This window comes from Fundidesulfovibrio terrae, from assembly GCF_022808915.1.
GTDB classification, from domain to species: domain Bacteria; phylum Desulfobacterota; class Desulfovibrionia; order Desulfovibrionales; family Desulfovibrionaceae; genus Fundidesulfovibrio; species Fundidesulfovibrio terrae.
Map to the genome: position 1 here is coordinate 153,531 of NZ_JAKZFS010000001.1, position 23,833 is coordinate 177,363.

Sequence of the window (23,833 nt, forward strand, 5' to 3'; positions counted from 1 at the left end):
GCAACCGGCCGTGCGTGCCGCACGGCCTTCCAGAGCAACATTTCAATCGTTCACAGGAGGTTCACCATGGGCGACGACAGCATCAACTCCCCCGGACAACTGCGGCTTTTCGAGGTCAACAACGGCTGGCTTCCCGACAACACCGGCGGGAATACCACGACCAGCTCCGAAGTCGGGACGAACACCGACACCGGGTCGACTTCGGGCAGAGCGGACACGGGTTCCACGAACGCCAATCCCTCAGGCACCGACACGGGCGAAACGAAGCTCTACACCTGGCAGCAGAGCGCCCAGAAGGCCGGTCTCGCCAACGGGGACTACTTCACCCACGACAACAAGCTGTACCAGCGCAGGGACGGCGGCATCGTTCTGGTCACGGGCGATCCGAATGGCGACGTGAAGCTGGATGAGGAGCAGACGGGGCAGCTTGAGAAGGACATAGCGGCCAAGGCGGAACGCGAGAAAGCCGAGAAGGAAGGGCCGATCTATACCGACCAAGTCCCAGGAGGGGTAATCGATCCTAACGATCCCAGCTATGCCGCACCCCGCGTTGATCCCACAGGGAAAAGAGCCGATTCGGCTTTCAACCGCTTACCCCCTGACGCACGAGCCGGTTTGGTGGGGTTGACAACAAAGTATGCTGTTAAACCGTTCGTGGGCAAAGTTCCGGTAGTGGGAGATTGGCTTGCGGATGGGATTGGCTTGGCAGCTGGAACGGCCTTCAAGATTTACGACCACCGAATACCTGAGCTTGAAAATAAGGATAAGCAATAGTTATGAGGAGGTTGGCCGCAGTCAGCCTCCTCATAACTTTATCATTGCGAGCACATGGCGAATGACATCCCATGTTGATTGTGCAATAAAGTAAGAAATGCAGCAGCATGTAGCATCAATGACGAATTCAAGGACAGTTTTGTTGTTTAGCATTTTTATGCTATCTGGATAGGTAAAAAATAATATTCCAGAAAATCCACCAGACCATCAGGCATTTGACCACTCGGAAGATAAGCTTCCGCTTTGTATACCCTGGCAGAGGCGACACCGTCATAACATCTCCTTGTGAAGAGTGTATGAAGCGTATGGAAAATCGTCAAGCGTTATCAATTAATTTAATATATAATAATATATGATAATTTTGATAGAATAGGAGCACCCAGAGAAACCGGTCCCCTTGTCGAGCTTGCCAGCCCGTCTCCCCTGCCTCCTTTTCCCTCCCCCACGTAACCCCCTCCGCCAATCCCCCCTCTCCCCTGGTATGAAGGCGCGCCGTGCCGCGCCCCTCTCTTCATCCACGGGCTTCCCGCCCACCGGAGGTCATCCCATGTTCCTCGACGACATCAATTTCTCCCGCAAGCTCACCCTGGGCTTCGGGCTCGTCCTCTTCCTCTTCGCGGCCATCATGGCCGTAAGCTACGTGAACAACCAGCACCAGGTGGAAGCCAGCCGCCTAAACACCCAGAGCTACAAGCTGATCCAGGCCCAGGAGTCCCTGGCCGCCGGCATCCCCGGGGTCATGGCGGGCGTGCGGGGATATCTGCTCTCCGGCCACGACGACTACATCCAGGCCATCGCCGAGAACCGCAGGCTCTACGACGAATCAGCCAGGCAGTTCCGCTCCCTGGCCAAGGACAGCCCCGGCCAGCTCTCGCGCCTGGAAAGCCTGGACGCCGTGGCCCGCGACCTCTTCGCCGGGGCCGACCAGGCTGTGGCCCTGCGCCGCCGGGTGAACGCAGGGCAGGCGTCCATGGACGAGGTGCTGGCCCTGGTGGCCCAGGGCACCGGCCGCGTCCGCATGGACCAGATCAACGCCATCCTCAAGGATATCGAGCAGGGCGAGAACGCCCAGCTGGCCGAACGCACCGCCAGGCTGAACGACGCCCGCGAACAGACCCGCCTGGCCATCCTGGGCGGGGGAAGCCTGGCCGTGGTCCTGGGCGTGGCGGTGGCGGTAATGATCGGGGGCTCCATCCTGCGTCCCCTCCGCACCACGGTGCGCTTCGTGCATCTGGTGGAGGAGGGCGACTACGACGCCCCCCTGGCCGTCGCCCGCAAGGACGAGATGGGCGAACTGGCAGGAGGGCTCAAGTCCATGGTGGACACCCTCAAGCGAAACATCGCCCTGGCCCGGGAGCAGAGCGAACAGGCCGAAAGCGAGGCCAGGAAGGCCCGCGAGGCCATGGCCGTGGCCGAGGAGGCAGGGCACGAGGCCCAGCAGGGCCGCGACGCCATCGTGGGAGCGGCCGGGCATCTTGAGGGCATGGTGGACCGCCTGACCAGCTCCTCCACGGAACTGGCCGCCCAGGTGGAGCAGACCGCTCAGGGCGCGCAGCAGCAGAAGCAGAGCACCGAGGACACGGCCGCCGCCATGCTTGAGATGCAGGCCACCGTGGGGGAGGTGGCCCAGAGCGCCGCCCGGGCCGCCGAAACCGCCGGCATGGCCAAGAACAAGGCCCAGGAGGGTGCGGCCGTGGTGGAGGACGTGGTGCGCGGCATCAGCGCGGTCCAGGCCCGGGCTCTTACGCTCAAGGAGAAGATGGGCGGGCTCGGCAAGCAGGCCGAGGGCATCGGCGACATCCTGAACGTCATTGCGGACATCGCGGACCAGACCAACCTGCTGGCTCTGAACGCGGCCATCGAGGCCGCCCGGGCCGGAGAGGCCGGGCGCGGTTTCGCCGTGGTGGCCGACGAAGTGCGCAAGCTGGCCGAGAAGACCATGGCCGCCACCTCCAAGGTGGCCGAGGCCATCACCTCGGTGCAGCAGGGCGCGCGCGAGAACATCGAGCAGGTGGACGCCTCGGTTGAGGCCATCACCCTGACCACGGCTTCGGCCAACCGCTCCGGCGCTGCGCTCACGGAGATCGTGCGCCTGGTGGACGAGGCCACGGACCAGGTCCGGGCCATCGCCTCCGCCTCGGAGCAGCAGGCCGCCGCCAGCGAGCAGATCGGGCGCGCCGTGGAGGACATCCACCAGATATCCTCGGAGACCTCCCAGGCCATGGTCCAGTCCGCCCAGGCGGTGGTGGAGCTCTCGCGGCAGGCCGGAGGCATCCAGGGCATCATCGAACGGATGCTCGACGCCGGAGGGACGGCCGTGGCCCAGGCCGGGCGCCGGGCGCTGGCCGTCTGAGGCTCGTGAGGCCGGGCGCCCCCCTCCCGTGAACCCCGGGGCGTCCCGAAGATTCAGCCTGTCATTACAGGCTGTTGGGCCGCGGTTTCCGGATCGGTTCCGGAACGCCGCGGCCCACGCTTGTTTCGGCCCGCCCCTTGGGCTATGGCCCTCCCGTCACGCCGGGAGCGTCCGGCGCGAAAACGCGAGGTGAATCCATGCCGTTGTCCAAGCGCGATATCCTGATGCTCTGCGCCGCTCTTGCGGGGCTTGTCCTGTCCGGGCTTTCCGGCGCGGCCGAATACGTCCCCTGGCTTGGCTCCTGGTGCGCGGCCTTCACGGGCGGCTGCCGGGAGACGGCCTCCTTCTCCCTGCTGGCCGCGCCCCTGTGGTCCTGGGGCGGCGCGTTCTACGTGATGCTGGCCTTCGCCCTGCTCGCCAGGCGCGAGTGGGTGCCCTGGCTCATCCCCGTGGGGATCGGCGTGGAGATCACCCTGGTGGCGATCATGTGGGCGCTTGGGGCCGCATGCCTCTTCTGCCTGGGCAACGCCGCAGTGGTCCTGGTGCTGGCGGGCCTGTTCGGCTTGGGGGGGGGAGAGTCCTGGCGCGCCCTGGCCCTGGCGCTTCTGGCCCTGGTTGTCTCGGCTGCCGCGATCAGCCGGGAGAACGGCATGATCGCGCGCATGTGCCCGCCGCAGACCCTGGTGGTGCGCGGCGCGCCCGCGTCCGCCGGGGCGTCCCCCAACGTGGGGGCCATCTCCCTGGCCGGCAGCCAGGCCAAGGGACCGGCCGACGCGCCCGTCACGGTGATCGAATACTCGGACTTCCGCTGCCCGGCCTGCCGCAAGGTGCACCCCGTGGTGGAGGAGGCCATGAAGCTCTACGGGCCGAAAGTCCGCTGGGTGTTCAAGAACTTCCCCCTGCCCATGCACCAGGACGCGCATATTGCCTCCGAGGCCGCGTTGTGCACCGCCGACCAGGGCCGCTTCTGGGACTACCAGGACGCCCTGTTCGGCTTCCAGGGCGAATTCAACCCGGAGACGCTCACCAAGATCGCCGAGGACCTGAAGCTCGACGCCAAGGCCTTCCGGGCCTGCCTGGATTCCGGCGCGCGCAAGGACGCCGTGGAGCACGAGCTGCGCGAGGGTGCCCAGGCCGGCATCAACGCCGTGCCCACGTTCATCGTCAACGGCAAGATAAGCTCGGGGTCCATGCCCCTGAGAGACTTGAAGGCCATGATCGACGAGGCCCTGGCGGGCGCCGGGAAGTGACGAGCGGGGCTTAGGCCCCGGCCCTCCGGAGGCGAACGTCCTCCGGAAGCTCCCGGGAGAGCGCCTCGAACGGCGGGAACCGCAACAATCGGTATGACCTGGGCCGAAAGTCTGTTACGCATGGAGCAATGGCTCCAACAAGAATACAGACCATGCCCGGCCGTCGCGGCCGGACCGATGCCCCTGAAGCGTCCGGGCGGCTCTTCGGGGCCGTGGAAACGAATCCGGCTGGAGGGAAGCCCCGGCTCGAGGTCTGCCCATGAACGGCAGGTATCTCGGCCATGTGTCCCGCATGGACCCCCTCTACGGCTACCTGCGCCACGACATCCTGCCCCAGTTGGGGGTGTCCCGGCATGACCCGGAATTTCGCGTGTTCCAGTCCGTCTGTTCCCGCGACGTGTACCTGTACGCGGAAAAGCGCAGCGGGGCGCGGGTCGTCGGCAAGTTCTATCCCGAGCGGCGCGGCCCGGACCGGGTGATGAAGGGCGAGACGGAATACAACAATCTCGTCTTCCTGCGCTCCCTGGGCCTCGATTCGCCGCCGCATTACGTGGTCCGGCCCCTGGGGTACAACGCGGACATCGGCGGGCTCCTGGTGATGGAACACCTGGGGGGCCAGGTGCTGGGGGCGGTCATCAACCAGGCCATCCACCAGGGCGAGCGCGACCGGCTGTACCGCAAGCTCGCGAGCCTGGCCCATTTCCTGGCCACCATGCACAACCGGACGGCGAAGGACTGGGGGGTCGTCTTCACCGACGCCTGGGCCTACACGGGGCGGCTCATCGGTTCGCTGGTCGCGAAGCGGGGCATGGGGCGCGACCATTCGGACGAGCTCTACGCCCTGCGCGACGCCTGGCGCGAGCGCGGCTGCATGTGGGAAGACCGCGCGGTGCTGGCGCATGGCGACGTCACTCCGTCCAATTTCCTCTTCGGCGGGGGCGACCACGTCATGGCCATCGACCTGGAGCGGATGCAATGGGCCGACAGGGTGTTCGACCTGGGCAGGCTCTGCGGCGAACTCAAGCATTTCTTCTGCCAGGGGACGGGCGGCTTCGGCGGGGCGGAACCCTTCATCGGGCATTTTCTCTGGGAATACTGCCGCCATTTTCCGGATCGGATGAGCGCCTTCTCGGCCATCACCCGGCGCGCCCCCTTCTACATCGGCATCACGCTCCTGCGGATCGCCCGCAATTCCTGGATCGACCAACACTATCGCTGGCGGCTTGTTCATGAGGCCAAGCAGACGCTGAGGGCATTGCCATGAAATTTCAGGGGATAATTTTCGATATCAACGGCACGCTCATCGACATCCTGACCGATGAGGGGATGGAGGAAATCTACCGGGGGATCAGCCACTTCCTGACCTACCAGGGGATTTCCATCCGCCGCCGGGAACTGCGCGACGAGTATTACCGGATCATGGACGAGCAGCGTCGCGCAAACACCGAGGAGTACCCCGAGTTCGACGCGGTGAAGGTGTGGCGGGAATTCCTCGACCGAAGGCCGGCCGCCTGCCGGGCCTTGCCCCGGGAAACGCTGCGCCTGCTGCCGCACGTGCTGGCGGAGATGTACCGGGGCATTTCCCGCATCCGCCTGGATCTCTATCCGGAGGTCAGGAACATCCTGGACGAGCTCATGCTTCGCTACAAGCTGGCGGCCTTGTCCGACGCGCAGAGCGCCTGGGCCGTGCCGGAGATGCGCGCGGTCGGGATCGACGGCTATTTCAACCCCATCGTCGTTTCGGGCGATTACGGATACCGCAAGCCCGACAAGCGGATCTTCCAGATGGCCCTGGACGGGCTCGGCCTGGAGGCGCAGGACGTCCTGTTCGTGGGCAACGACATGTACCGCGACGTCTACGGGGCCAGGCAAATGGGGCTCAAGACCATTTTCTTCTCCTCCAACCAAGGCAGAAAGGCGTCCGCCGGGGCCGAGCCGGATTACATCATCTACCAGTTCGCCGAACTCCGCCAGGCCATCGCCTTTCTCGAGGCGCAATGACCGCTCCCGCCCGGTTTCCATCCTGGAGCAAACAGGATAGGAACGGCGGCAGCCATGAACATCACCGTCGCCAGGGGCCTCATCCGGCTGGCCCGTCCGCACCAGTACCTGAAGAACCTGTTCGTGCTCCTGCCGCTTTTCTTCGGCTGGAAGCTCTCCGACCCGTCCGCCGTGTGGGCGTCCATCGTCGCGTTCGCGGTGTTCTGCCTGGCGGCCAGCTGCGTCTACGTCTTCAACGACCTGCGCGACGCCCCGCAGGACCGCGAGCATCCCACCAAGAAGAACCGGCCCATCGCCTCGGGACTGGTGTCGCCGCCCCTGGCCTGGGGATTTTTGGCCGTGCTGGCCGGTTCGGCCCTGGCCCTGGCTCCGCTGGTGCCGGGACGCGCCTTCTCGCTTATCGTGCTCGGCTACCTCGCCATCAACGCGGCCTATTCCCTGGGCGTGAAGCACATGGCCATCGTGGACCTCATGTGCATCGCCCTGGGCTTCGTGCTGCGCATCTTCGCGGGCGGGGCGGCCTCCGGGGTGACGCCCAGCCACTGGATCGTCATCATGACCTTCCTGCTGGCCCTGTTCCTGGGCCTGGCCAAGCGCCGCGACGACCTGTTGCTGGCCGCCTGCGGGTCGCGCACGCGCAAGTGCCTGGACGGCTATTCGCTGGAGTTCGTGAGCCTGTGCATGGCGGTGATGGCCGGGGTGGTGATCGTGAGCTACATCCTCTACACCCTCTCGCCGGACGTCATGGCCAAGCACGGCACCGAGCAGCTCTACCTGACCTCGCTGTGGGTGGTGGCGGGCATCCTGCGCTACATGCAGATCACCTTCGTGGAGCAGCGGTCCGGTTCGCCCACTCAGGTGCTCTTGCGCGACCCGTTCATCCAGGTATGCATTCTTCTGTGGGTGGCCTCATGCTACCTGATCCTGTACGCCTTCAAATAGCGGTCGATCCGTAAGGAAGTGCTGGAAATCATGTGCGCTATCCGTTAGGGAGGCTTCATGGTCATACCGGTGGTGCCCTACTTCGATTTCGTCGAGGCTAATCTCGCCCAGCGGGGCGAGCTTTTCGGCGCGCTGGCCCGGATTCTCGACAGCGGCGCGCTCATGGCCGCCGAAGAGGTGGCCGCCTTCGAGGACGAATTCGCGGATTACGTGGGGGTTTCCCATTGCGTGGCCGTGGGCACGGGCACGGACGCGCTGGGTCTGGCCCTGGCGGCCGTCGGGGCCGCCCGGCAGGACGTGGTGCTCACCACTCCCAACGCCTCGCCCGTGGTGGCGGACGCCGTGCTGCAGACCGGGCCGCGCCTGGAATTCGTGGACGTGGACGCCTCCACCGGGCTCATGGACCTGAACCGTCTGGAGGACCGCCTCAAGGACGATGCCGCCGCGCGACCCAAGGTGGTCATCCCGGTGCACCTGTTCGGGCAGTGCGCCGACATGGACGGCCTGGAGGAGCTTTCCCGCAAGTACGAATTTCTGATCGTGGAGGACGCCCGCCAGGCGCACGGTTCGCAAGCGCGCGGGCGCAAGGCCGGGTCCTTCGGGATCGCGGCGGCCTTCAGCTTCTCGCCGGAAAAGAACCTCGGAGCCCTGGGGCAGGGCGGAGCCGTCACCACCAATGATCCGGAACTGGCTGACGCGGTGCGCCAGGTGCGGGCCCAGGGCCTGGGCATCGGCTACACCGGCAAGGTCGAGCTGGCCGATTCCCAGATGGACGCCTTGCAGGCGGCGGCCCTGCGGGTGAAGCTGCCCCGTCTCGACGAGCACAACGCCAGGCGCCGCATCGTGGCCGCCGTCTACGACAAGGCCCTCTCCGGCACGGGCTACACCGAGCCCCTGGCCGTGCTGCCCGGCAACACGCCCAACCGCCATATCTACACCATCATGATTCCCGACCGCGACGACATGCGGGCCTACCTGGACGAGCAGGGCGTGGGCACCGGCCTGTACTATCCCGTGCCCCTGCACCTGCACCCCAGGTTCCGCAGGCTGGGGCTCAGGCGCGGCGACTTTCCCGAAGCCGAGGCCCTGGCCCTGACCACGCTGTCGTTGCCCATCCGCCCCGAGCTCACCCCGGACCAGGTCGCCATGGTCATCGACGCGGTACGCTCCTTCGGCGGGTCCATGCGCTGAGAGGAGAGGGGAGAGGGGAGAGGGGACCGCGCCGGGGATTATTTCTGCCGCAGGGCGCGGTCCGGCAGGCCGCCAGGGTGACGCCCGGCCCGACCATCGCCCCTTTCCGTCACACCCCCGTCAGGACCCGCTCCATCTCATCCATGTCGATGGGCTTGGACAGGTAGTCGTCCATGCCCGCGGCCAGGAGGCTTTCCCTGTCGCCCTTGAGGGCGTGCGCCGTGAGGGCCACGACCTTGATGCCAGACTTGTCCTTTCCGGCTTCTCCACGGCGGATGGCGGCAACCGCCGTCCTGCCGTCCATGTCCGGCATGTTCACGTCCATCAGCACCAGGTCGAAGTCCGCCCCGGCAAGCTTCTCCACCGCCTCGAGCCCGTTCCCGGCCACCTCGACGCGGCAGCCGCGCTGTTTCAGGAGCTCGGCGATCAGGCGCTGGCTGATGGGGTCGTCTTCGGCCACCAGGACGCGGAGATTGCCGGGCGCGGTCGGCGCGGCCGGCTGTTGCACGGGGACGGGCCGCTCATGCCCCAGGGCAAGCTCCAGGGTGATGTCGAAGGAAAAGGTCGAGCCCGTGCCCTCCTCGCTCTCGACCCGAATGGTCCCGCCCATCATCTCCACGAGGCTTTTGGAGATGGCCAGGCCCAGGCCCGTGCCGCCGTACTGCCGGTGGGAAGAAGACCCGACCTGGGTGAAGCTGGCGAAAATGTTCTCCTGCATGTCCGCAGGGATGCCGATGCCCGTGTCCGAGACGCTGAAGAGCAGGCGGACGGACTCGGGCGAGGGCGTTTCTTCAAGCTCCACCGAGATGCCCACCTGCCCTTGCGAGGTGAACTTGATGGCATTGCCCGCGAGGTTGGTGAGGATCTGGCGCAGGCGGCCCTGGTCGCCGACGAGCTGGCCCGGCACGTCCCGGGCCACGTAGTAGGTGAAGCGCAGGCCCTTGTCCTGCGCCGTGAGGGCCAGGGGGGCCAGGGTGGATTCCACCACGTCGCGCAGGTCGAAGGCCTTGTGCTCGAGCTCGGCCCTTCCGGCTTCGATCTTGGCCAGGTCGAGGATGTCGTTGATGATGGACAGGAGGTTGAGCCCCGACTGCTTGATCAGCTGCACGTATTCGCTGACGCGGGCCGGAACGGCCTCCGAGAGGATCAGCTCCGAGAGCCCCAGGATGCCGTTCATGGGCGTGCGTATGTCATGGCTCATGTTGGCCAGGAACTGGCTCTTGGCCCGGGTCGCCTCCTCGGCCTGCGCCATGGTCCGTATCAGGTCGGTCTCGAGGCGCTTGCGCTCGGTGATGTCCTGGACCGTTCCGCGAAGGGCGATGATCCGGCCGTGGGCGTCGCGCACGGCCTCGCTGCGCGTGGTGACCCAGATCAGCTCCCCGTCGTGGTAGGCCTCCAGGTCCAGTTCGTAGCCGACCCCCGTGCGCAACGCTTCCTGGACGGCCGCGTTTTTGCGTTCCCAGCTCTCGTCGGTGTAGATCCGTCCCTTCTGTTCGTCGAACGAGGGGAAGGGTTGCGAGGGGTCCAGGGCGTAGATTCTGTAGAATTCGTCCGACCCTGTGAGGGCGCCGGTTTCCGTGTCCCAGTACCAGCTCCCGATGTGGGCGATGCGCTGGGCCTTGCTGAGCTCGTCGTCCTTTTGCTGCAGATCCTGCTCGATTCGCTTGCGTTCGGTCGTCTCCTGGAAGGTCAGGATCGAGCCGGTGACGGATCCCGCCTCGTCGCGGATCGGGGCCGCGTTCACCGATATCCAGTGAAGGGGGCCCTCCCTGCGGCGGATGCACATCTCCATCTGCGTGACCGTCTCCCCCCGGAGCGCCCGGAAAGGGGGCAGGTCGTCCAGGGGCAGGGCCGTTCCGTCGGCGGTGGTGATTGCGATGGCGGAAAGCCGCGTTTCGGCGGGAAGGTCCATTTGATCCTGCGTGTATCCGAGGATTCGCTCCGCTATCGGGTTCAGGCGCAGGATCCGTCTGTCCATGCCGTAGACGATGAGTCCCTCGGCGATGGCGTTCAGGGTGGAGTCCAGTTCAGCCGCTCGCTGCTTCGCCAGCTGCACGCTTTCCCGCAACGCCTGATCGTTCGCTCTCAAGGCCTCCTTTTCGACCCAGAGGAAGTTCACCGACCGGTGCAGCATCTCGCACAGGGCGCTGATCACCAGGCCGCCCGCGACAAACAGGACCCACAGGACCACGTCGCCGGGATCAGTGATACGGAGGCTTGCTGTCGGGGAGAGGAACAAATAATTGACCCCGAGGGCGGCGATGACCGTGGACAGCACTCCGGGCCACCAGCCGCCCAGGAAGGCGCTCAGGATGACCGGCAGCACGAACAGGATGAACACCGGCCGGGGATTTAGGAACTCGGAGAGCTGCGCCCTGACCCAAAGCGTGGCCAGGGTGACCGACGCCGCGATGGCATAGATGGCCCAGCGGGGGAGCCAGGCCAACCCCCCATCCAGGACGTTCATGAACCAGGGGGTATTCCGCAGAGCGCTTTCCTCGGACCGTTTGCGCGCGGCTTCGCCGGCCGCGAAGCCCGTGATCAACCGGCGCGCTTCTTCCAACTCGGCGAGGAGCTGTTCCTTGGTCTTTTCCAGATCGCGCACGAGATCCCCCGATGGCAGGTGAGCTTCGAAACAGCCACAGCGCTCGTTAGATGGTTTCGGTGCTTCAAAAGCCAACGGATATTACGCAAATTGTTAGCTCGTTTCATGATGGGCTGCAACGATTTCCATCGAAATTTACGATCACCCCCCCAAGAGATTCTCGCCGCCCCGGCCCTGGGGCATCCGCAAGGCCCCACGAATCCCTTGACGTCACGCTCCAATCCGGCCAACTTCCCCGGCGCATGCACAATCCAGATACATCCCTTCGGCCGAAGCGGGTGATGCTCTTCTATCCGCCCGGCCGCTTCTATCAACGCGGCGAGGACCGCTCGCAGGGCAACGTGGAGAATTCCACGGCCACCACCATGCGCGCCCCCAACGACCTGGGCTACGCAGCCGCCACCCTCAAGGCTCACGGCTTCGAGGTGTTCCTGCGCGACTACCAGACCAGTCTGCGCTCCCTGGAAGACCTCCTGGCCGACTTCGAACGCTTCGCCCCGGACGCCGTGTTCGTCTCCATCACCAACGCCACCATCTTCCGCGACCTTTCGCTGGTGGCCACCCTGAAGGAGCGCCGCCCGGACCTCATGGTCATGCTCAAGGGGGCCATCTTCTTCAATCCGGAAGAGGGCCTGCTGGACCAGTTGGACCTCTCGCGCACCGACTATCTCATCGGGCTGGAGAGCGACTTCATCGTGGGCAAGCTCGTCCAGGCCCACTTTTTCGCTCCCGAGGGCATCCCGGCCATCCGGGGCATTCTCTACAAGTCCGGCGGAGCCTGGAAGCGCACCTTCTTCGACTCCTGGGAGACCGACCTGGATTCGCTCCCCTTCCCGGACCGCGCCCTCATGGAGAACCATCTCTACGTGAGGCCGGACACCGGCGAGCCCCAGGCCACCATCGCCACCTCGCGCGGTTGCCCCTCGCGCTGCATCTTCTGCGTCACGCCCACCATCTCGGGCGTAAAGCTCAGGCTGCGCTCGCCCGAGAACATCCTGGCCGAGATGCGCGAGTGCTACCACGTGCACGGCATCCGCGACTTCTTCTTCAAGTCCGACACCTTCACCATCGACCAGAAGTGGACCCTCAAGGTCTGCCAGGCCATCCTGGATTCCGATCTGGCGGGCAAGGTCCGCTGGGTGGCCAACTCCAAGGTGAAGCCCCTGTCCCTGGAGACCCTCCAGGCCATGAAGCGGGCCGGATGCTGGCTGGTGGCCTTCGGATACGAGTCCGGCCATGCCGAGACTCTGGCCCGCACCAAGAAGGGCACCACCCTGGAGGAGAACGTCCAGGCCGCCAGGTGGGCCAAGGAAGCGGGCCTTCTCACCTTCGGCTTCTTCCTCGTCGGCATGCCCTGGGAGACCCGCGAGCACCTGGAAGCCACCCGCCGCCACATCTTCGAGCTGGACCCCGACTTCCTGGAGCTGCACATCGCCGTGCCCTATCCCGGCACCGAGCTGCACGCCGAGGCCGTGGCCTGCGGGCTCATCGAGGAATCGGTGCTGGGCAAGGACTACTTCAACGCCCCCACCGTGGGCACCGTGGCCCTGTCCATGCCCGAGATCGAGAAGTTCAGGCGCGACACCCTGCTTGGGTTCCACCTGCGCCCCAGCTACATCTGGCGCAAGCTCCTCCAGGCCGGGTCCGACAGGCGCATCCTGGCCAACTATTTCCGCTTCGGCCTGCGCCTGCTCAAGAACACCCTGGGCGGCGCGCCCAAGAAAGCCCGCAAGGCTTCGCGCGTGCTGGTGCTGGGGGCCAACTCCGACATCGGCCTGGCCATCGCCCGGGAGTTCGCCTCCCGCGAGGGCGCGGACCTGATCCTGGCCTCGCGCGACACCCAGGCCCTCGAAGCCAAGGCCGCCGAGATCCGCCGCCAATACGGGGTCGAGGTGGACGTGGCCGTCTTCGACGCCACGGACACCGCCTCCCATGCCTCGTTCTACCAGAGCCTCCCCCACAAGCCCGACGGAGCCGTGCTGGCCTTCGGCCTGCTGGAGGATGCCGACCCCCTGCGCGTCCTTGACGTGAACCTCATGGGCGCTGCCTCAATCCTCGAGACCGTGGCCCGCGACTTCGAGGAGCGCCGCGAGGGCTTCATCATAGGCCTCTCCTCCGTGGCGGGCGAGCGCGGGCGCAAGTCCAACTACGCCTACGGTGCGGCCAAGGCCGGGCTCACCACCTACCTCTCGGGGCTCAGGCACCGCCTGTTCGCATCTAACGTACCCGTGCTCACCGTGACCCCGGGCTATGTGCGCTCCAAGATGACCGCCCACCTGGACCTGCCAGGCTTTCTCACCGCCTCGCCCGAGCGCGCGGCCAAGGACGTCCACGCCGCGTGGCGCGCCGGAAAGGATTCGGTCTACACCCTGGCCGTGTGGCGGCCCATCATGTGGATCATCCGCAACCTGCCGGAATTTCTCTTCAAACGGACGAATCTCTAATGGACATCCTCTTTCTCAACCACAACGTCGAGAACTACGGCACCTATTTCCGCTGCCATCATCTGGCGCGCGGGCTGGCCCGGCGCGGCCACACGGTGACGCTTTTGTGCGCCAACCGCGAGGACACCCTGGCCACCACCAAACGCGTGGACAACGGCCTCACCACGGTTCTCCTGCCCAAGTACAAGCTGCGCGGCTTCCACACCCTGCACACCCTGCGCATGCTCTACAACACGGCCTACACGCTCTTCGGCAGCTACGACGTGCTGCACACCTTCGCCTTCCCGCTGCACCCCATGGCCGTGCCCACCCTGGCCGCGCGCTATCTGCGCCCGGGGCTCAAGCTGGTGCTGGACCACGACGACCTCTGGAAGGGCGGCTTCGCCAACCAGCACCCCGGCCCCTACCAGCGCCTCGTGGGCTGGTTCAACGACAACCTTCCCCGCATGGCCCGGCAGTGCACCGCAGCCAGCAGCATGCTTATGGACAGCTTCCGCGCCGCCGGAGTGCCCGACTCGCGCATCCACTACATTCCCAACTGCCCCACCATGGCCCGCTCGCCGCTGTCCCGGGACGCGGCCCGCGCCGTCACCGGGCTTCCGGCCGGCGCGCCCCTGGTGCTCTCCATGGGGCACACCTACACCGAGTCGCTCTTCCTGCTGCTGGACGCCTATGAGCGCGCCCGCTCCATCGTGCCCGGGCTGAAGCTCGCGTTCCTCGGCAAGATGCACATCCCCGCGAGCTTCGAGGAGCGCCTGAAGCCGTATCTGGCGCGCGCCGGCGGCGACATCATCCGCCTGGGCGAGAAGCCGCCCGCGGACGTGCCCGCCTACCTGGCCGCGTCCGACGCGCTGCTTTTGCCCATGGACGACGACCCCATCGAAAAGGCCCGCTTCCCCATCCGCTTCGGGGACTACCTGGCCTCGGGCGTGCCCATCGTCTCCAACGCCGTGGGCGAGATCGAGCGGTTCCTGACCGAGCACGACTGCGGCTACGTGGCCCCCGTGACGGACGCGGCGGCCTTCGGCGACCGGATCGCCGAGGCGCTGACGGATACGGCCCGGAGGGAGGCGATCCAGGCCAACGCGGCAAGGCTCATCGAGACGGAGCTCAATTGGGACGCCGTGGCCGCCAAGCTGGAGAAGATCTACGAGAAGGCGCGGGCGTAAAAGATTCATAGGTCAGGCATGAAGCCGAAACATATCCTTCTGGCCCTCGTCGTGACCGCCCTCTGGGGCGGCAACTTCGTGGTCATCACCATCGGGCTCAAGTCGTTCCCGCCGATCCTCTTGGCGGCGCTGAGGTTCGTGCTCGCGGCCATTCCGGCGTTTTTTCTGCCGCGTCCCAACATATCCTGGAAGCGGATGATCGCGCTGGGCCTGGCCTGGTTCGTGGCCCAGTTCAGCCTGCTCTTTTTGGGCATGGCCGTGGGCATGCCGCCGGGATTGGCGTCGGTGGTGCTGCAGACCCAGGTGTTCTTCACCGTCGTGCTCGCGGCCGCCGTGCTGGGCGAGACCCCGAGCTCGCGGCAGATGATGGGAACCTGCGTGGCCCTGGCCGGGCTGACGTTCATCGCGCTCACGGCCGGGAGCGACGGCGTGTCCGTGCTGGGCTTCTCGCTGGTGATGGCCGCGTCGTTCTTCTGGGCTATCGGGAACATCCTCATGCGCGGCGCGGACAAGGCGGACATGCTGCCGCTGATCGCGTGGCTCTCCATCATCCCGCCCCTGCCGCTCTTGGCCATGTCCTTCGTGTTCGAGGGGCCCGAGCGCATCACGCAGGCGCTCACACACATGAACGTAAGCGGCGTGGGCTCGGTGCTGTATCTGACCGTCTGCGCCACCATCATCGGCTACGGCGGCTGGGGGAAGCTCCTCAAGACGTACCCCGCCAGCGCCGTGGCCCCGTTCTCGCTTTTGATCCCGGTGTTCGGGGCGGCCTGCGCTTATCTCGTGATGGGCGAGACGTTCGGCCCCCAGCGCCTGCTCGGGATGGTCCTCATCATGGCCGGGCTGGCCGTGATCGTCATGCCGGGAGTCCGCTCCGCGAAAGCGGGGCGCTGACCCCCGCGAAGCTATAAAGGATTCCAAAGGAACGAATGTTCCTTTGGCCGCCGGAGGCATCTTCATCTTATGCGCATCTTCATCCCGGCCATGGGCCGCGTGAACACGAAAAACCGCGACGGCAGCGAGGTCCGCTTCTCGGAGATCGCCCGGCGCTGGCTGTGCTGGGGCGAGCGGCTGGCGGTCATGCTGCCGAGGCGCCAGATCGGCGTGTTCGAATCCCAGAACGTCCTGGGCATGGACTACCAGGTGTTTCCCGAGCCCTTCGAGAGTGAAGCCGACTCGCTGGGCAACGTGCTCAAGACCTACCTGTGGCGGCTCTTCCGCTGCCTGTTCATGCCCTACCCCAAGGGCATGGACGCCATCTACGCCCCCTCCGACTTCTTGGTGGACCTGATCCCGGCGCTGCTCGCCAAGCTGCGCAACCCCAAGGCCAAGCTCACCGTATGCGTCTTCCTGATCGCGCCCAATCCCTTTCGGGGCTACGAGAACGTGTTCAGGCCGCGCTGGCGCGTGCCCACCATCCGGGGCATCCTGTACTGGACCACCCAGATGCTGGCCGTGGGGCTCACGCGCCTGTTCGGCGGACGCATGCTGGTGCTCAACTCCCTGGACCGCGACACCCTGGTGGGCCGGGGCATCGATCCCAAGGCCGTGACCGTGGTCACCATGGGCGTGGACGTGAGCGAGTTCGAATCAGTCGAAGTGCTGCCGGACACGCCGCGCTACGACGGCATTTTCCTTGGCCGCCTGCACCCTCAGAAGGGGCTTCTGGACCTGGTGAAGATCTGGCGCGCCGTGTGCGACGCCAAGCCGCAGGCCAAGCTCGGCATCATCGGCGGCGGCTCCGACGCCTGGTTCTCGCGTCTGCAGTCCGAGATCGGGAAGGCCGGGCTCACCGCCAACGTGGACCTCATCGGCTTCAAGCAGGGGGCCGAAAAAATCCGGCTCCTGAAAAACGCCGGATGCTTCTGCATGCCCAGCCACTACGAGAGCTTCGGCCAAGTGGCCGTGGAGGCCATGGCCTGCGGCCTGCCCGTGGTGGCCTACAACCTGAAGATCTACGACGAAATCTTCCCCGGAGGCATGGTGCGCCTGCCCCAGGGCGACGTGAAGGGCTTCGCGGACGAGGTGCTGCGCCTCATGGACGAGCCCTCCCGCCGTGCGCATCTGGTGTCCGAGGCCGCGCTGGTGTCCGCCCGGTTCGACTGGGAGGCCATCGCCCGCGGAGAGCTGGAACTTATCGGCAAGTGATCGGTTGACGTCAGTGAGAAAATGAGGCGGGAAGCGCGCAAAGCCGCGCTTCCCGCCTTGATTATTTTTGCATCGATCGACGCGAAGCCAAAGGGGATTCCAAAGGGACTGGTCCCTTTGGCCGCCGGAGGCATCTTAACTCTTCCCTCTTCTCCTACTTCTTCGGCCTCTTGAACCACGCGGCGATCCCGACCAGCCCCACTATCCAGCCGATGCCGCCCACGATGTCCCGCACGCGGGTGGACTGTTCCTGGGTGGCCATGCGGGCAAGCTCCAGCTTGATGGGCGTGAGCTTCTCCTCCAGGGCCTTGGCCGTGGCCGCCTCCACCAGCGCGGTCAGCCGGGGTTCGTCCAGGGAGGCCACGCTTCCCGCTGCCTGCGCCGGGGCGGCATCCGCAGGCGTAGCGGCCCGGGTCACGCCGGGTATGGGCAGCGCTCCGGGGGTCGGGGGCGGCAGGCTTTGGGCGGGCGCGGCCTGTCCCAGGTCCTGGGCGGTGAGGGTGAAGTCGTTCTGGTGGCCTTCGCCGGCCTTGAGCACCACGGTGAGGGGTGCGCCCGCATTGGGGGGGAGCGGGATGCGAAACGTCCCGTCCGGGGCGGTCATGGCCTCGGCGAGCAGCTCGCCCCGGGAGTTTATGATCTCCACGGTGGAGTTCTGGGCCTTGGCCCCGCCGGAAAAGTAGCCTTCGCCGGTGACGACGCCGTTTTCGACCACGGCGAAGACGTTGACCTTGTGGGCCAGGGCAGGGGTGGCGAGGCTGAGCAGTGCGGCCAGGGCCGCCGGAATCAATCGCATCATGATCTCGCTTTCCGGGTTATTTGCCGGGCAGGGGGTGGAAGTACACCCAGATGACGCCGCCCAGTTCCACGGGCATGTCCTTGCCGTCGTGCTTGATCCTGGCATCGTCGTCGGTGAGCGCCGCGAATCCCCACCAGCCCGCCCAGGGCGCGGCGTAGGTGAAGACGCCGTTCCCGTCGGTCTTGACCACCTGGGTGGTGTAGGCCTCGTCCGGGGCCTTGAGCGCGCCGTCCTTGTTGAAGAATTCGATTTCGACCTCGGCGTTGGCCAGGGGCTTGCCCTTGAAGAGCACCTTGCCGGTGAAGGCGTTGCCCGCATAGAGGGCGAAGGGCTTGGCCATGGGCACGATCTCGAGCTTGAGGCCCACGGGCTTGTCCCAGCCTTCGTCGCCGCCCATCACGCAGACCACGGTCTTGGAGAGGTGCTGGATGAATTTCTTCTCGGCGGGCTCCCAGTAAGGCTGGGGGATGGCGGCGAAGACGTTCACGCCCGGGGCCTTGAACTGCTGCCGGGCGGTCCAGGCCTGCTTGCCGTCGATGGCGGCCGGGGCGAGCGCGGCGGAGATGTCCTGCTTCTGTCCCTTGGCGAAGACCTCCAGCCTGGGCTTCTCCATGTTCATGCCCTGGTTGTCCATGGGGTGCCAGAAGCGGATGTCCAGCACCACGGATCTCGGGCCGTCCTTGGTCACGATGTTTACGTCGGGCACGACCATGCCGAAATGGGCGTTGGCGGGCGCTGCCAGGGCGAACATGAGGAGCAGGACGAGCGGAAGCGTGCGGCGCATGGGGACTCCTTTGCCGAGTGGCATCATTTGCCAAGTCGTGTAACTCAAGGAGGCACGATATGGCAACATGTGCCACGCGGTAGGCCGCTATTTTCCTGCCAGGATCTTCTGCCAGTCGTCGCCCACCATCTTGGCCAGGGCGGCCCGGATGGCCAGGTCGAATCCGGCGTTGGCGAAGCGCTGGTCGCGGTAGATGGTGTCCATCTGGGCGATCACGTCGCCCACGGGCAGGGGCAGCAGGGGCTTCAGGCACTTGGAGCCCGACGGGGTGTCGCCGTAGCGTCCCAGGCACTGGGCGGCGGCCATGTCGCCGAATCCCTGGGCGAAGAGCTGCTTCTGGACCTCTGCGGTCCTGAGCCAGGCCTGGGCGAAGGTGGGCTTGCCGCCGGGGATGGGCGTGGGCACGAAGCTGTCCATGTTGATGGGCCAGAATCCGGGATCGTCGAAGAGGAGCATGGCGTCGAAATGGACATCGCGCAACACCGGCCCCGACTCAACGTAGCGGATACCGGTGTCTTGGGCGGCCATGAGGGCCTTGAGGGCCACTTCCATCATGGGCCTGCGGGCGAACATGGGGTCGGAGGCCAGGTGGTCCATGTTGGTGACGGCCTGGGGCACGTCGATGCGCGCGGGCATGGGCGTGCCGGGCTGGGTTTCGGCGAAGGCGCGGGCTCCGGCGGCGGCCCCGGTCATGTAGCAGGTGCGGGCGTCGCGGGGCATGCGCTGCCACTGCCCGGCCAGGGGCGGGCCCTTGGGATCGGCGGGATCGGCCGCGAGGCAGTCCCCGGACCCGGCACTGGCGGCGAAAATCAGGAGCAGGACAGGAAGCAGGGCGGCGGGCGCGAACATGGAGGACCTCTCGTGTTGGCGGTTGCACGGGACGGGGCGTTGCGACGGATCCGCCGGCGCGGACAAGGGATAACGCATGGCCGTGCGAGGTGTCGAGGCGGGTTTCGGCGGGAGGGTTTCAGAAGTAAATTTTGAATTCAAAATTCAAAATTCCGTTGACGCAGGCCACCGACGGGTCTAGCCAAGTTCAATGCATACCAGCGAAACGGCATCAGGCTCAGCGGGCGCCCGTCTGTCCCCCATCCGCCACGTCAATCTGGACGACAAGGTCTACGCGCGCGTCAAGGACATGATCGCCTCCGGCGATCTGGAACCCGGAAGCCGCATCGTGCAGGAGGACCTGGCCGCGAACCTTGGGGTCAGCCGCACCCCGCTGGTGAACGCGCTCAAGCGCCTGGCCCAGGAGGGGCTCCTCGAGTGGGTGCCCCGGCGCGGCATCTACGTGCGCCAGCTGGGCCTTCAGGAGCTTGTCTGGCTTTTCGAGCTGCGCGAACGCCTGGAGCCCCTGGCCGCCGAGCTTGCCGCCGCGCGCATCGAACCCGGCGAAGCCCGTGAGATGCGCCGCCAGTGGGCCGCCATGGCCGACATGCCGGACACGCCCGAGTCGCACCGCACCTTCGTGGACCTGGACCGCCGCTTCCACTGGCGGCTGGCCGAGCTTGCCGCCAATCCCTATCTGAGCGCGGCCATGGCCCCGGTGAACATGATGGCCGCCGCCTACCTGCACGGCGCTCCCCGCCCCTGGGAGGATACCGTGCCCGACCACCTGGCCGTCATCGACGCCCTGGAGCGCGGCGACGCGGCCGCCTGCGGCGAGGCCATGCGCGCGCACATCGCCCAGTCCCTGGAGGCGCTGCGCGGCGAAAGCCAGGGGGCCCCGGCCGCCGCAACCGGCATTTCACCCAAGAAAACAGCGAGGAGATGACGCCATGCCCAAGTTCTCGGCCAACCTGTCCATGCTGTTCACCGACCTGCCCTTCCTGGAGCGCTTCGCCGCGGCCAAGGCGACGGGCTTTTCGGCCGTGGAGTACCTCTTCCCCTACGAGCACGCCCCGGCCAGGCTGGCGGGGCTTCTCAAGGACAACGGCCTCACCCAGGTGCTCTTCAACCTCCCGGCGGGCGACTGGGCCGCCGGAGACCGCGGCATCGCCGTGGACCCCTCCTGGGCCGAGGAGTTCCGCGCCGGGGTGGCCAAGGCCGTCACCTACGCCAAGACCCTTAACGTGCCGCGCCTCAACTGCCTGGCCGGAAAGGTCCCCCAGGGCGTCTCCGAGGAGGATCTGCGGCGCACCTTCGTTGCGAACCTGCGCTTCGCCGCCGACGTCCTGGCCAAGGAGGGGCTGACGCTCCTCATCGAATTCATCAACCGCAAGGACATCCCCGGCTTCTATCTGCACCGCTCCGACCAGACCCTCGGGATCATCGAGGAGGTGGGCCGGCCCAACCTCCTCATGCAGTACGACGTCTACCATGCCCAGCGCGAGGAAGGCGAACTGGCCGCCACCCTGCGCGCGAGCATGGACAAGATCGGCCACATCCAGATCGCGGACAATCCGGGCCGCCACCAGCCGGGCACGGGCGAGATCAACTTCCCCTTCCTCTTCGAGGAGATCGATCGCCTGGGCTACGCTGGCCACGTGGGCCTGGAATACGTGCCCGAGCCCGACACCCTGTCGTCGCTGGCATGGATCAAGAAATACGCCCTCACCCACCACTAGAACCAGACAGGAGCACCCTATGAAACGCATCGGCTTCATCGGCCTCGGCATCATGGGCAAGCCCATGGCCAAGAACCTCCTCAAGGCCGGATACTCCCTTACCGTGACGAGCCGTACCCAAAAGGACGTGGACTTGGTCGTGGCCGCCGGCGCTGAGGCCGGGGCCTCTCCCAAGGACGTGGCCGCCAAGTCCGACGTCATCATCACCATGCTGCCCAACTCGCCCCAGGTGAAGGAGGTGGTGCTCGGCCCCGGCGGTGTGGTCGCGGGGGCAAAGCCCGGCGCGATCGTAGTGGACATGAGCTCCATCGCCCCCCTGGCCAGCCAGGAGATCGCCCGCGAACTCGAAAAGAAGGGCGTGCGCATGCTGGACGCGCCCGTGAGCGGCGGCGAGCCCAAGGCCATCGAGGGCACGCTCTCGGTGATGGTGGGCGGCGCCCAGGCCGATTTCGACGAGTGCCTGCCGGTGCTCAAGGCCATGGCCGCGTCGGTTGTGCGCGTGGGCGACGTGGGCGCGGGCAACGTGACCAAGCTGGCCAACCAGATCGTGGTGGCGCTGAACATCGCGGCCATGTCCGAGGCCCTGGTGCTGGCCGCCAAGGCGGGCGTGAACCCGGACCTGGTCTACCAGGCCATCCGGGGCGGCTTGGCCGGAAGCACCGTGCTGGACGCCAAGGCCCCCCTGGTCATGGACGGCAAGTTCACCCCCGGCTTCAAGATCAACCTGCACGCCAAGGACCTCTACAACGTGCTGGAAACCTCCCACGAGCTCAATGTGGCCCTGCCCATGACCGCTCAGGTGATGGAGGTGATGCAGGCCCTCAAGGCCGACGGCCTGGGCGACGCCGACCACGGTGCACTCATCAAGTACTGGGAGAAGCTGGCCAAGGTGGAGGCGAGGCGGTAGTTGACGCCTAATTTGCTGAAAAATATGAAATATTTTTCAACGAATTAACTTCATGGTTTTTCTTCGCGGGCAGGGAACCCTGAGTATTGCCCGCGAGGGTCAGGAAGGGAAGCCTCCGGCGGCCAAAGGGCTGACGCCCTTTGGAATCCCAAGTTTGGGCTTTCGCATGAGACAAAAAGGGCCGGGCGCGCAACACCCGGCCCTTTTGCGAGCAGGAAAAGACGGTCAGAAGAGCAGCAGCACCATGAGCTGCCCGGCCAGGATGCGTAAAATCATCACCAACGGATAGACCGTGGCGTACACCGAGGCCGGGGCGTCGCTGTTCAGCATCTGCCCGGCGAAGGCCAGGGCGGGCGGATCGGTCATGCTTCCGGCCAGAAGCCCGCACATGGAGGCGTAGTTGCACTTGAGGAACACCCGCCCGATGATACCGGCCACAAAGAGCGGAATGAAGGTGATGGCCGCTCCCGCAGCCAGCCAGTAGAGCCCGGCCCCGCTCATCACCGCGTCCACGAAGCGCCCCCCGGCCTGAAGGCCCACGCATCCCAAAAACAGGCTGATGCCAACCTCGCGCAGCACCAGGTTGGCGCTGGGATGCATGTACCAGACCATGCCCCCGAAATGGTGCAGCCGGGAAAGAAGAATGGAAACCAGCAGCGGTCCTCCCGCCACGCCCAGCTTGATGCCCGACGGCAGCCCGGGCAGGGCCACGGGAATGCTGCCCACGATGGTGCCGAGCAGGATGCCCACGAAGATGGGCAGCACGTGGGGGTGGTCCAGCTCCTTGGCCGAGTTGCCCAGGAGCGCCTCCACCTCGGCCAGCTGCGCGGGCGAGCCCACGCACTGCACCACGTCCCCGAAATGCAGGTGCACGTCCGGCCCTGGCGAAAACTCCGTGCCCGAGCGGCTGATGCGGGTGACGCTCACCTCGTGCTTCTGGGCCAGGTTAAGCTCCGGCACGCTCTTGCCCACCACGCCCTTGCGGGTGACCACCAGACGGCGCATGGTGAGCGGCCCGGCCACGCGCGGCAAAAAGACCTCGCTCTTCACCCCGGCCAGCACGCGAAGCTTCTCGAGGTCGGCCGGACGGCCCACCGCGTGCAGCAGCATCCCGGCGGCCAGGCGCGTGTCCGGCGTGGCCGCGCTCACCTGCCCTCCGGACATCACCCGGGACACCGCCACGTTCATCTCGGCAAGCCCCGGCACCGCGCCCAGGGCCATGCCGTCCAGATTGGGGTTGGTCACTTCCAGGGTCATGGTTTCAAGCGGCGGGTGCAGACTTTTGGCCTGCTCCTCCATCTGGCGCAGCTCCTCGGCGGGATTGATGCGGAAGATGGCCCGCACGGCCAGCATCACCAGGATGATGCCGAAGATGCCGAAGGGATAGGACACCGCGTAGCCGAGCCCGGCCTCGCCCACCAGGCGCTCGGCCGCCTGCGGAGCCAGCTCCTTGAAGGCCTGGGAGGCCGAGGCCAGCGAGGGCGTGTTGGTGGTGGCTCCGCTGAAGAGCCCAACCGAGGTGGAGAGCCCGATTCCCCCGAAACGATGGAAGCATATGGTGAGGACCACGCCAAGGGCCACGATGAGCGTGGCCATGGCGTTCAGGCGAAATCCCCGCCTGCGCAGCGAATCCGCGAAGCCCGGCCCCACCTGCATGCCGATGGTGTACACGAAGAGGATCAGCCCGAACTCGCGGGCGAACTCCAGCACCTCGTGGTCCAGGGCCAGCCCGTAGTGCCCCAGGGCCAGGCCGCTAAAGAGCACTCCCCCCACGCCCAGGCGTATGCCGAAGAAGCGGATGTGCCCCAGCGCTAGGCCCAGGGCCACGGCCAAGCCCAGCACCACCACGGCCTGGGCCGGGGTGTGGGCGGTGAAGAGCTGCGTGAACCAGTTCATGGA

19 protein-coding genes are annotated in these 23,833 nt (G+C 66.2%); 14 read left to right on the forward strand and 5 right to left on the reverse strand.

From position 1 onward, the window contains the following. The first annotated feature begins 66 nt into the window (after positions 1-66). The 7 genes from ML540_RS00750 (at position 67) to ML540_RS00780 (ending at position 8,511) form a co-directional block, all read left to right on the forward strand. Positions 67-774: a hypothetical protein gene (locus ML540_RS00750; protein ID WP_243357860.1), complete on the forward strand. Its 708-nt coding sequence runs from the start codon at positions 67-69 to the stop codon at positions 772-774. A gap of 547 nt (positions 775-1,321) precedes the next feature. Beyond that, a complete protein-coding gene (locus ML540_RS00755; RefSeq protein WP_243357863.1) occupies positions 1,322-3,127 on the forward strand; it encodes a methyl-accepting chemotaxis protein in 1,806 nt (601 codons plus the stop codon). Positions 3,128-3,324: 197 nt separating this feature from the next. Further along, positions 3,325-4,377 (forward strand): DsbA family protein, encoded by a 1,053-nt coding sequence (locus ML540_RS00760; protein ID WP_243357865.1) that lies wholly within the window; start codon positions 3,325-3,327, stop codon positions 4,375-4,377. A gap of 259 nt (positions 4,378-4,636) precedes the next feature. Beyond that, positions 4,637-5,641 carry a phosphotransferase family protein gene (locus ML540_RS00765; protein ID WP_243357867.1) on the forward strand — a complete coding sequence of 335 codons (1,005 nt, stop codon included), beginning with the start codon at positions 4,637-4,639 and terminating at the stop codon, positions 5,639-5,641. After that, the gene (locus tag ML540_RS00770) at positions 5,638-6,378 is read left to right on the forward strand and encodes an HAD family hydrolase (RefSeq protein ID WP_243357869.1); all 741 of its coding nucleotides are present in this window, start codon (positions 5,638-5,640) and stop codon (positions 6,376-6,378) included. The genes ML540_RS00765 and ML540_RS00770 overlap by 4 nt, the downstream gene beginning before the upstream one ends. 54 nt (positions 6,379-6,432) lie before the next feature. Next, a complete protein-coding gene (locus tag ML540_RS00775; RefSeq protein WP_243357871.1) occupies positions 6,433-7,320 on the forward strand; it encodes a decaprenyl-phosphate phosphoribosyltransferase in 888 nt (295 codons plus the stop codon). A gap of 57 nt (positions 7,321-7,377) precedes the next feature. After that, the gene (locus tag ML540_RS00780) at positions 7,378-8,511 is read left to right on the forward strand and encodes a DegT/DnrJ/EryC1/StrS family aminotransferase (protein ID WP_243357873.1); all 1,134 of its coding nucleotides are present in this window, start codon (positions 7,378-7,380) and stop codon (positions 8,509-8,511) included. A 109-nt stretch (positions 8,512-8,620) separates the two neighbouring features. Here the strand turns inward: ML540_RS00780 and ML540_RS00785 are convergent, their stop codons facing one another. Next, positions 8,621-11,116, reverse strand: a complete 2,496-nt coding sequence (locus tag ML540_RS00785) for an ATP-binding protein (protein WP_243357875.1) — start codon at positions 11,114-11,116, stop codon at positions 8,621-8,623. Between the two features lie 281 nt (positions 11,117-11,397). Between ML540_RS00785 and ML540_RS00790 the strand changes: the two genes are divergently transcribed. From ML540_RS00790 to ML540_RS00805, 4 genes are all read left to right on the forward strand, one after another. Then, complete coding sequence (locus tag ML540_RS00790; protein WP_243357878.1) at positions 11,398-13,560, forward strand: SDR family oxidoreductase; 2,163 nt, start codon at positions 11,398-11,400, stop codon at positions 13,558-13,560. Next, positions 13,560-14,729 carry a glycosyltransferase family 4 protein gene (locus ML540_RS00795; RefSeq protein WP_243357880.1) on the forward strand — a complete coding sequence of 390 codons (1,170 nt, stop codon included), beginning with the start codon at positions 13,560-13,562 and terminating at the stop codon, positions 14,727-14,729. The genes ML540_RS00790 and ML540_RS00795 overlap by 1 nt, the downstream gene beginning before the upstream one ends. Before the next feature lie 18 nt (positions 14,730-14,747). After that, a complete protein-coding gene (locus tag ML540_RS00800; RefSeq protein WP_243357882.1) occupies positions 14,748-15,623 on the forward strand; it encodes an EamA family transporter in 876 nt (291 codons plus the stop codon). A gap of 69 nt (positions 15,624-15,692) precedes the next feature. Continuing rightward, positions 15,693-16,877, forward strand: a complete 1,185-nt coding sequence (locus ML540_RS00805) for a glycosyltransferase family 4 protein (RefSeq protein WP_243357885.1) — start codon at positions 15,693-15,695, stop codon at positions 16,875-16,877. A 154-nt stretch (positions 16,878-17,031) separates the two neighbouring features. On the opposite strand, the gene ML540_RS00810 is transcribed toward ML540_RS00805, so the two are convergent. The 3 genes from ML540_RS00810 to ML540_RS00820 all read right to left on the reverse strand — a co-directional run bounded on the left by ML540_RS00810 (position 17,032) and on the right by ML540_RS00820 (position 19,309). Next, positions 17,032-17,676, reverse strand: coding sequence for an Ig-like domain-containing protein (locus tag ML540_RS00810; protein ID WP_243357887.1), 645 nt, complete (start codon positions 17,674-17,676; stop codon positions 17,032-17,034). A gap of 16 nt (positions 17,677-17,692) precedes the next feature. Then, positions 17,693-18,460: a DUF4198 domain-containing protein gene (locus tag ML540_RS00815; protein ID WP_243357888.1), complete on the reverse strand. Its 768-nt coding sequence runs from the start codon at positions 18,458-18,460 to the stop codon at positions 17,693-17,695. 87 nt (positions 18,461-18,547) lie between these two features. Then, entirely contained in the window at positions 18,548-19,309 is a 762-nt protein-coding gene (locus ML540_RS00820) for a hypothetical protein (RefSeq protein ID WP_243357891.1), read from the reverse strand. A gap of 190 nt (positions 19,310-19,499) precedes the next feature. Between ML540_RS00820 and ML540_RS00825 the strand changes: the two genes are divergently transcribed. Genes ML540_RS00825 through garR form a run of 3 tightly spaced genes read left to right on the forward strand, consistent with a single transcriptional unit; the run spans position 19,500 to position 21,934 of the window. Continuing rightward, positions 19,500-20,234 carry a GntR family transcriptional regulator gene (locus tag ML540_RS00825; protein ID WP_243357893.1) on the forward strand — a complete coding sequence of 245 codons (735 nt, stop codon included), beginning with the start codon at positions 19,500-19,502 and terminating at the stop codon, positions 20,232-20,234. 4 nt (positions 20,235-20,238) lie between these two features. Further along, on the forward strand, positions 20,239-21,027 hold the full coding sequence (hyi, locus tag ML540_RS00830; RefSeq protein WP_243357895.1) for a hydroxypyruvate isomerase: 789 nt from the start codon (positions 20,239-20,241) through the stop codon (positions 21,025-21,027). Between the two features lie 19 nt (positions 21,028-21,046). Beyond that, complete coding sequence (gene garR / locus ML540_RS00835; RefSeq protein WP_243357896.1) at positions 21,047-21,934, forward strand: 2-hydroxy-3-oxopropionate reductase; 888 nt, start codon at positions 21,047-21,049, stop codon at positions 21,932-21,934. Positions 21,935-22,159: 225 nt separating this feature from the next. On the opposite strand, the gene ML540_RS00840 is transcribed toward garR, so the two are convergent. Continuing rightward, positions 22,160-23,830, reverse strand: coding sequence for a putative transporter (locus ML540_RS00840; RefSeq protein WP_243357898.1), 1,671 nt, complete (start codon positions 23,828-23,830; stop codon positions 22,160-22,162). Between the last annotated feature and the right edge of the window lie 3 nt (positions 23,831-23,833).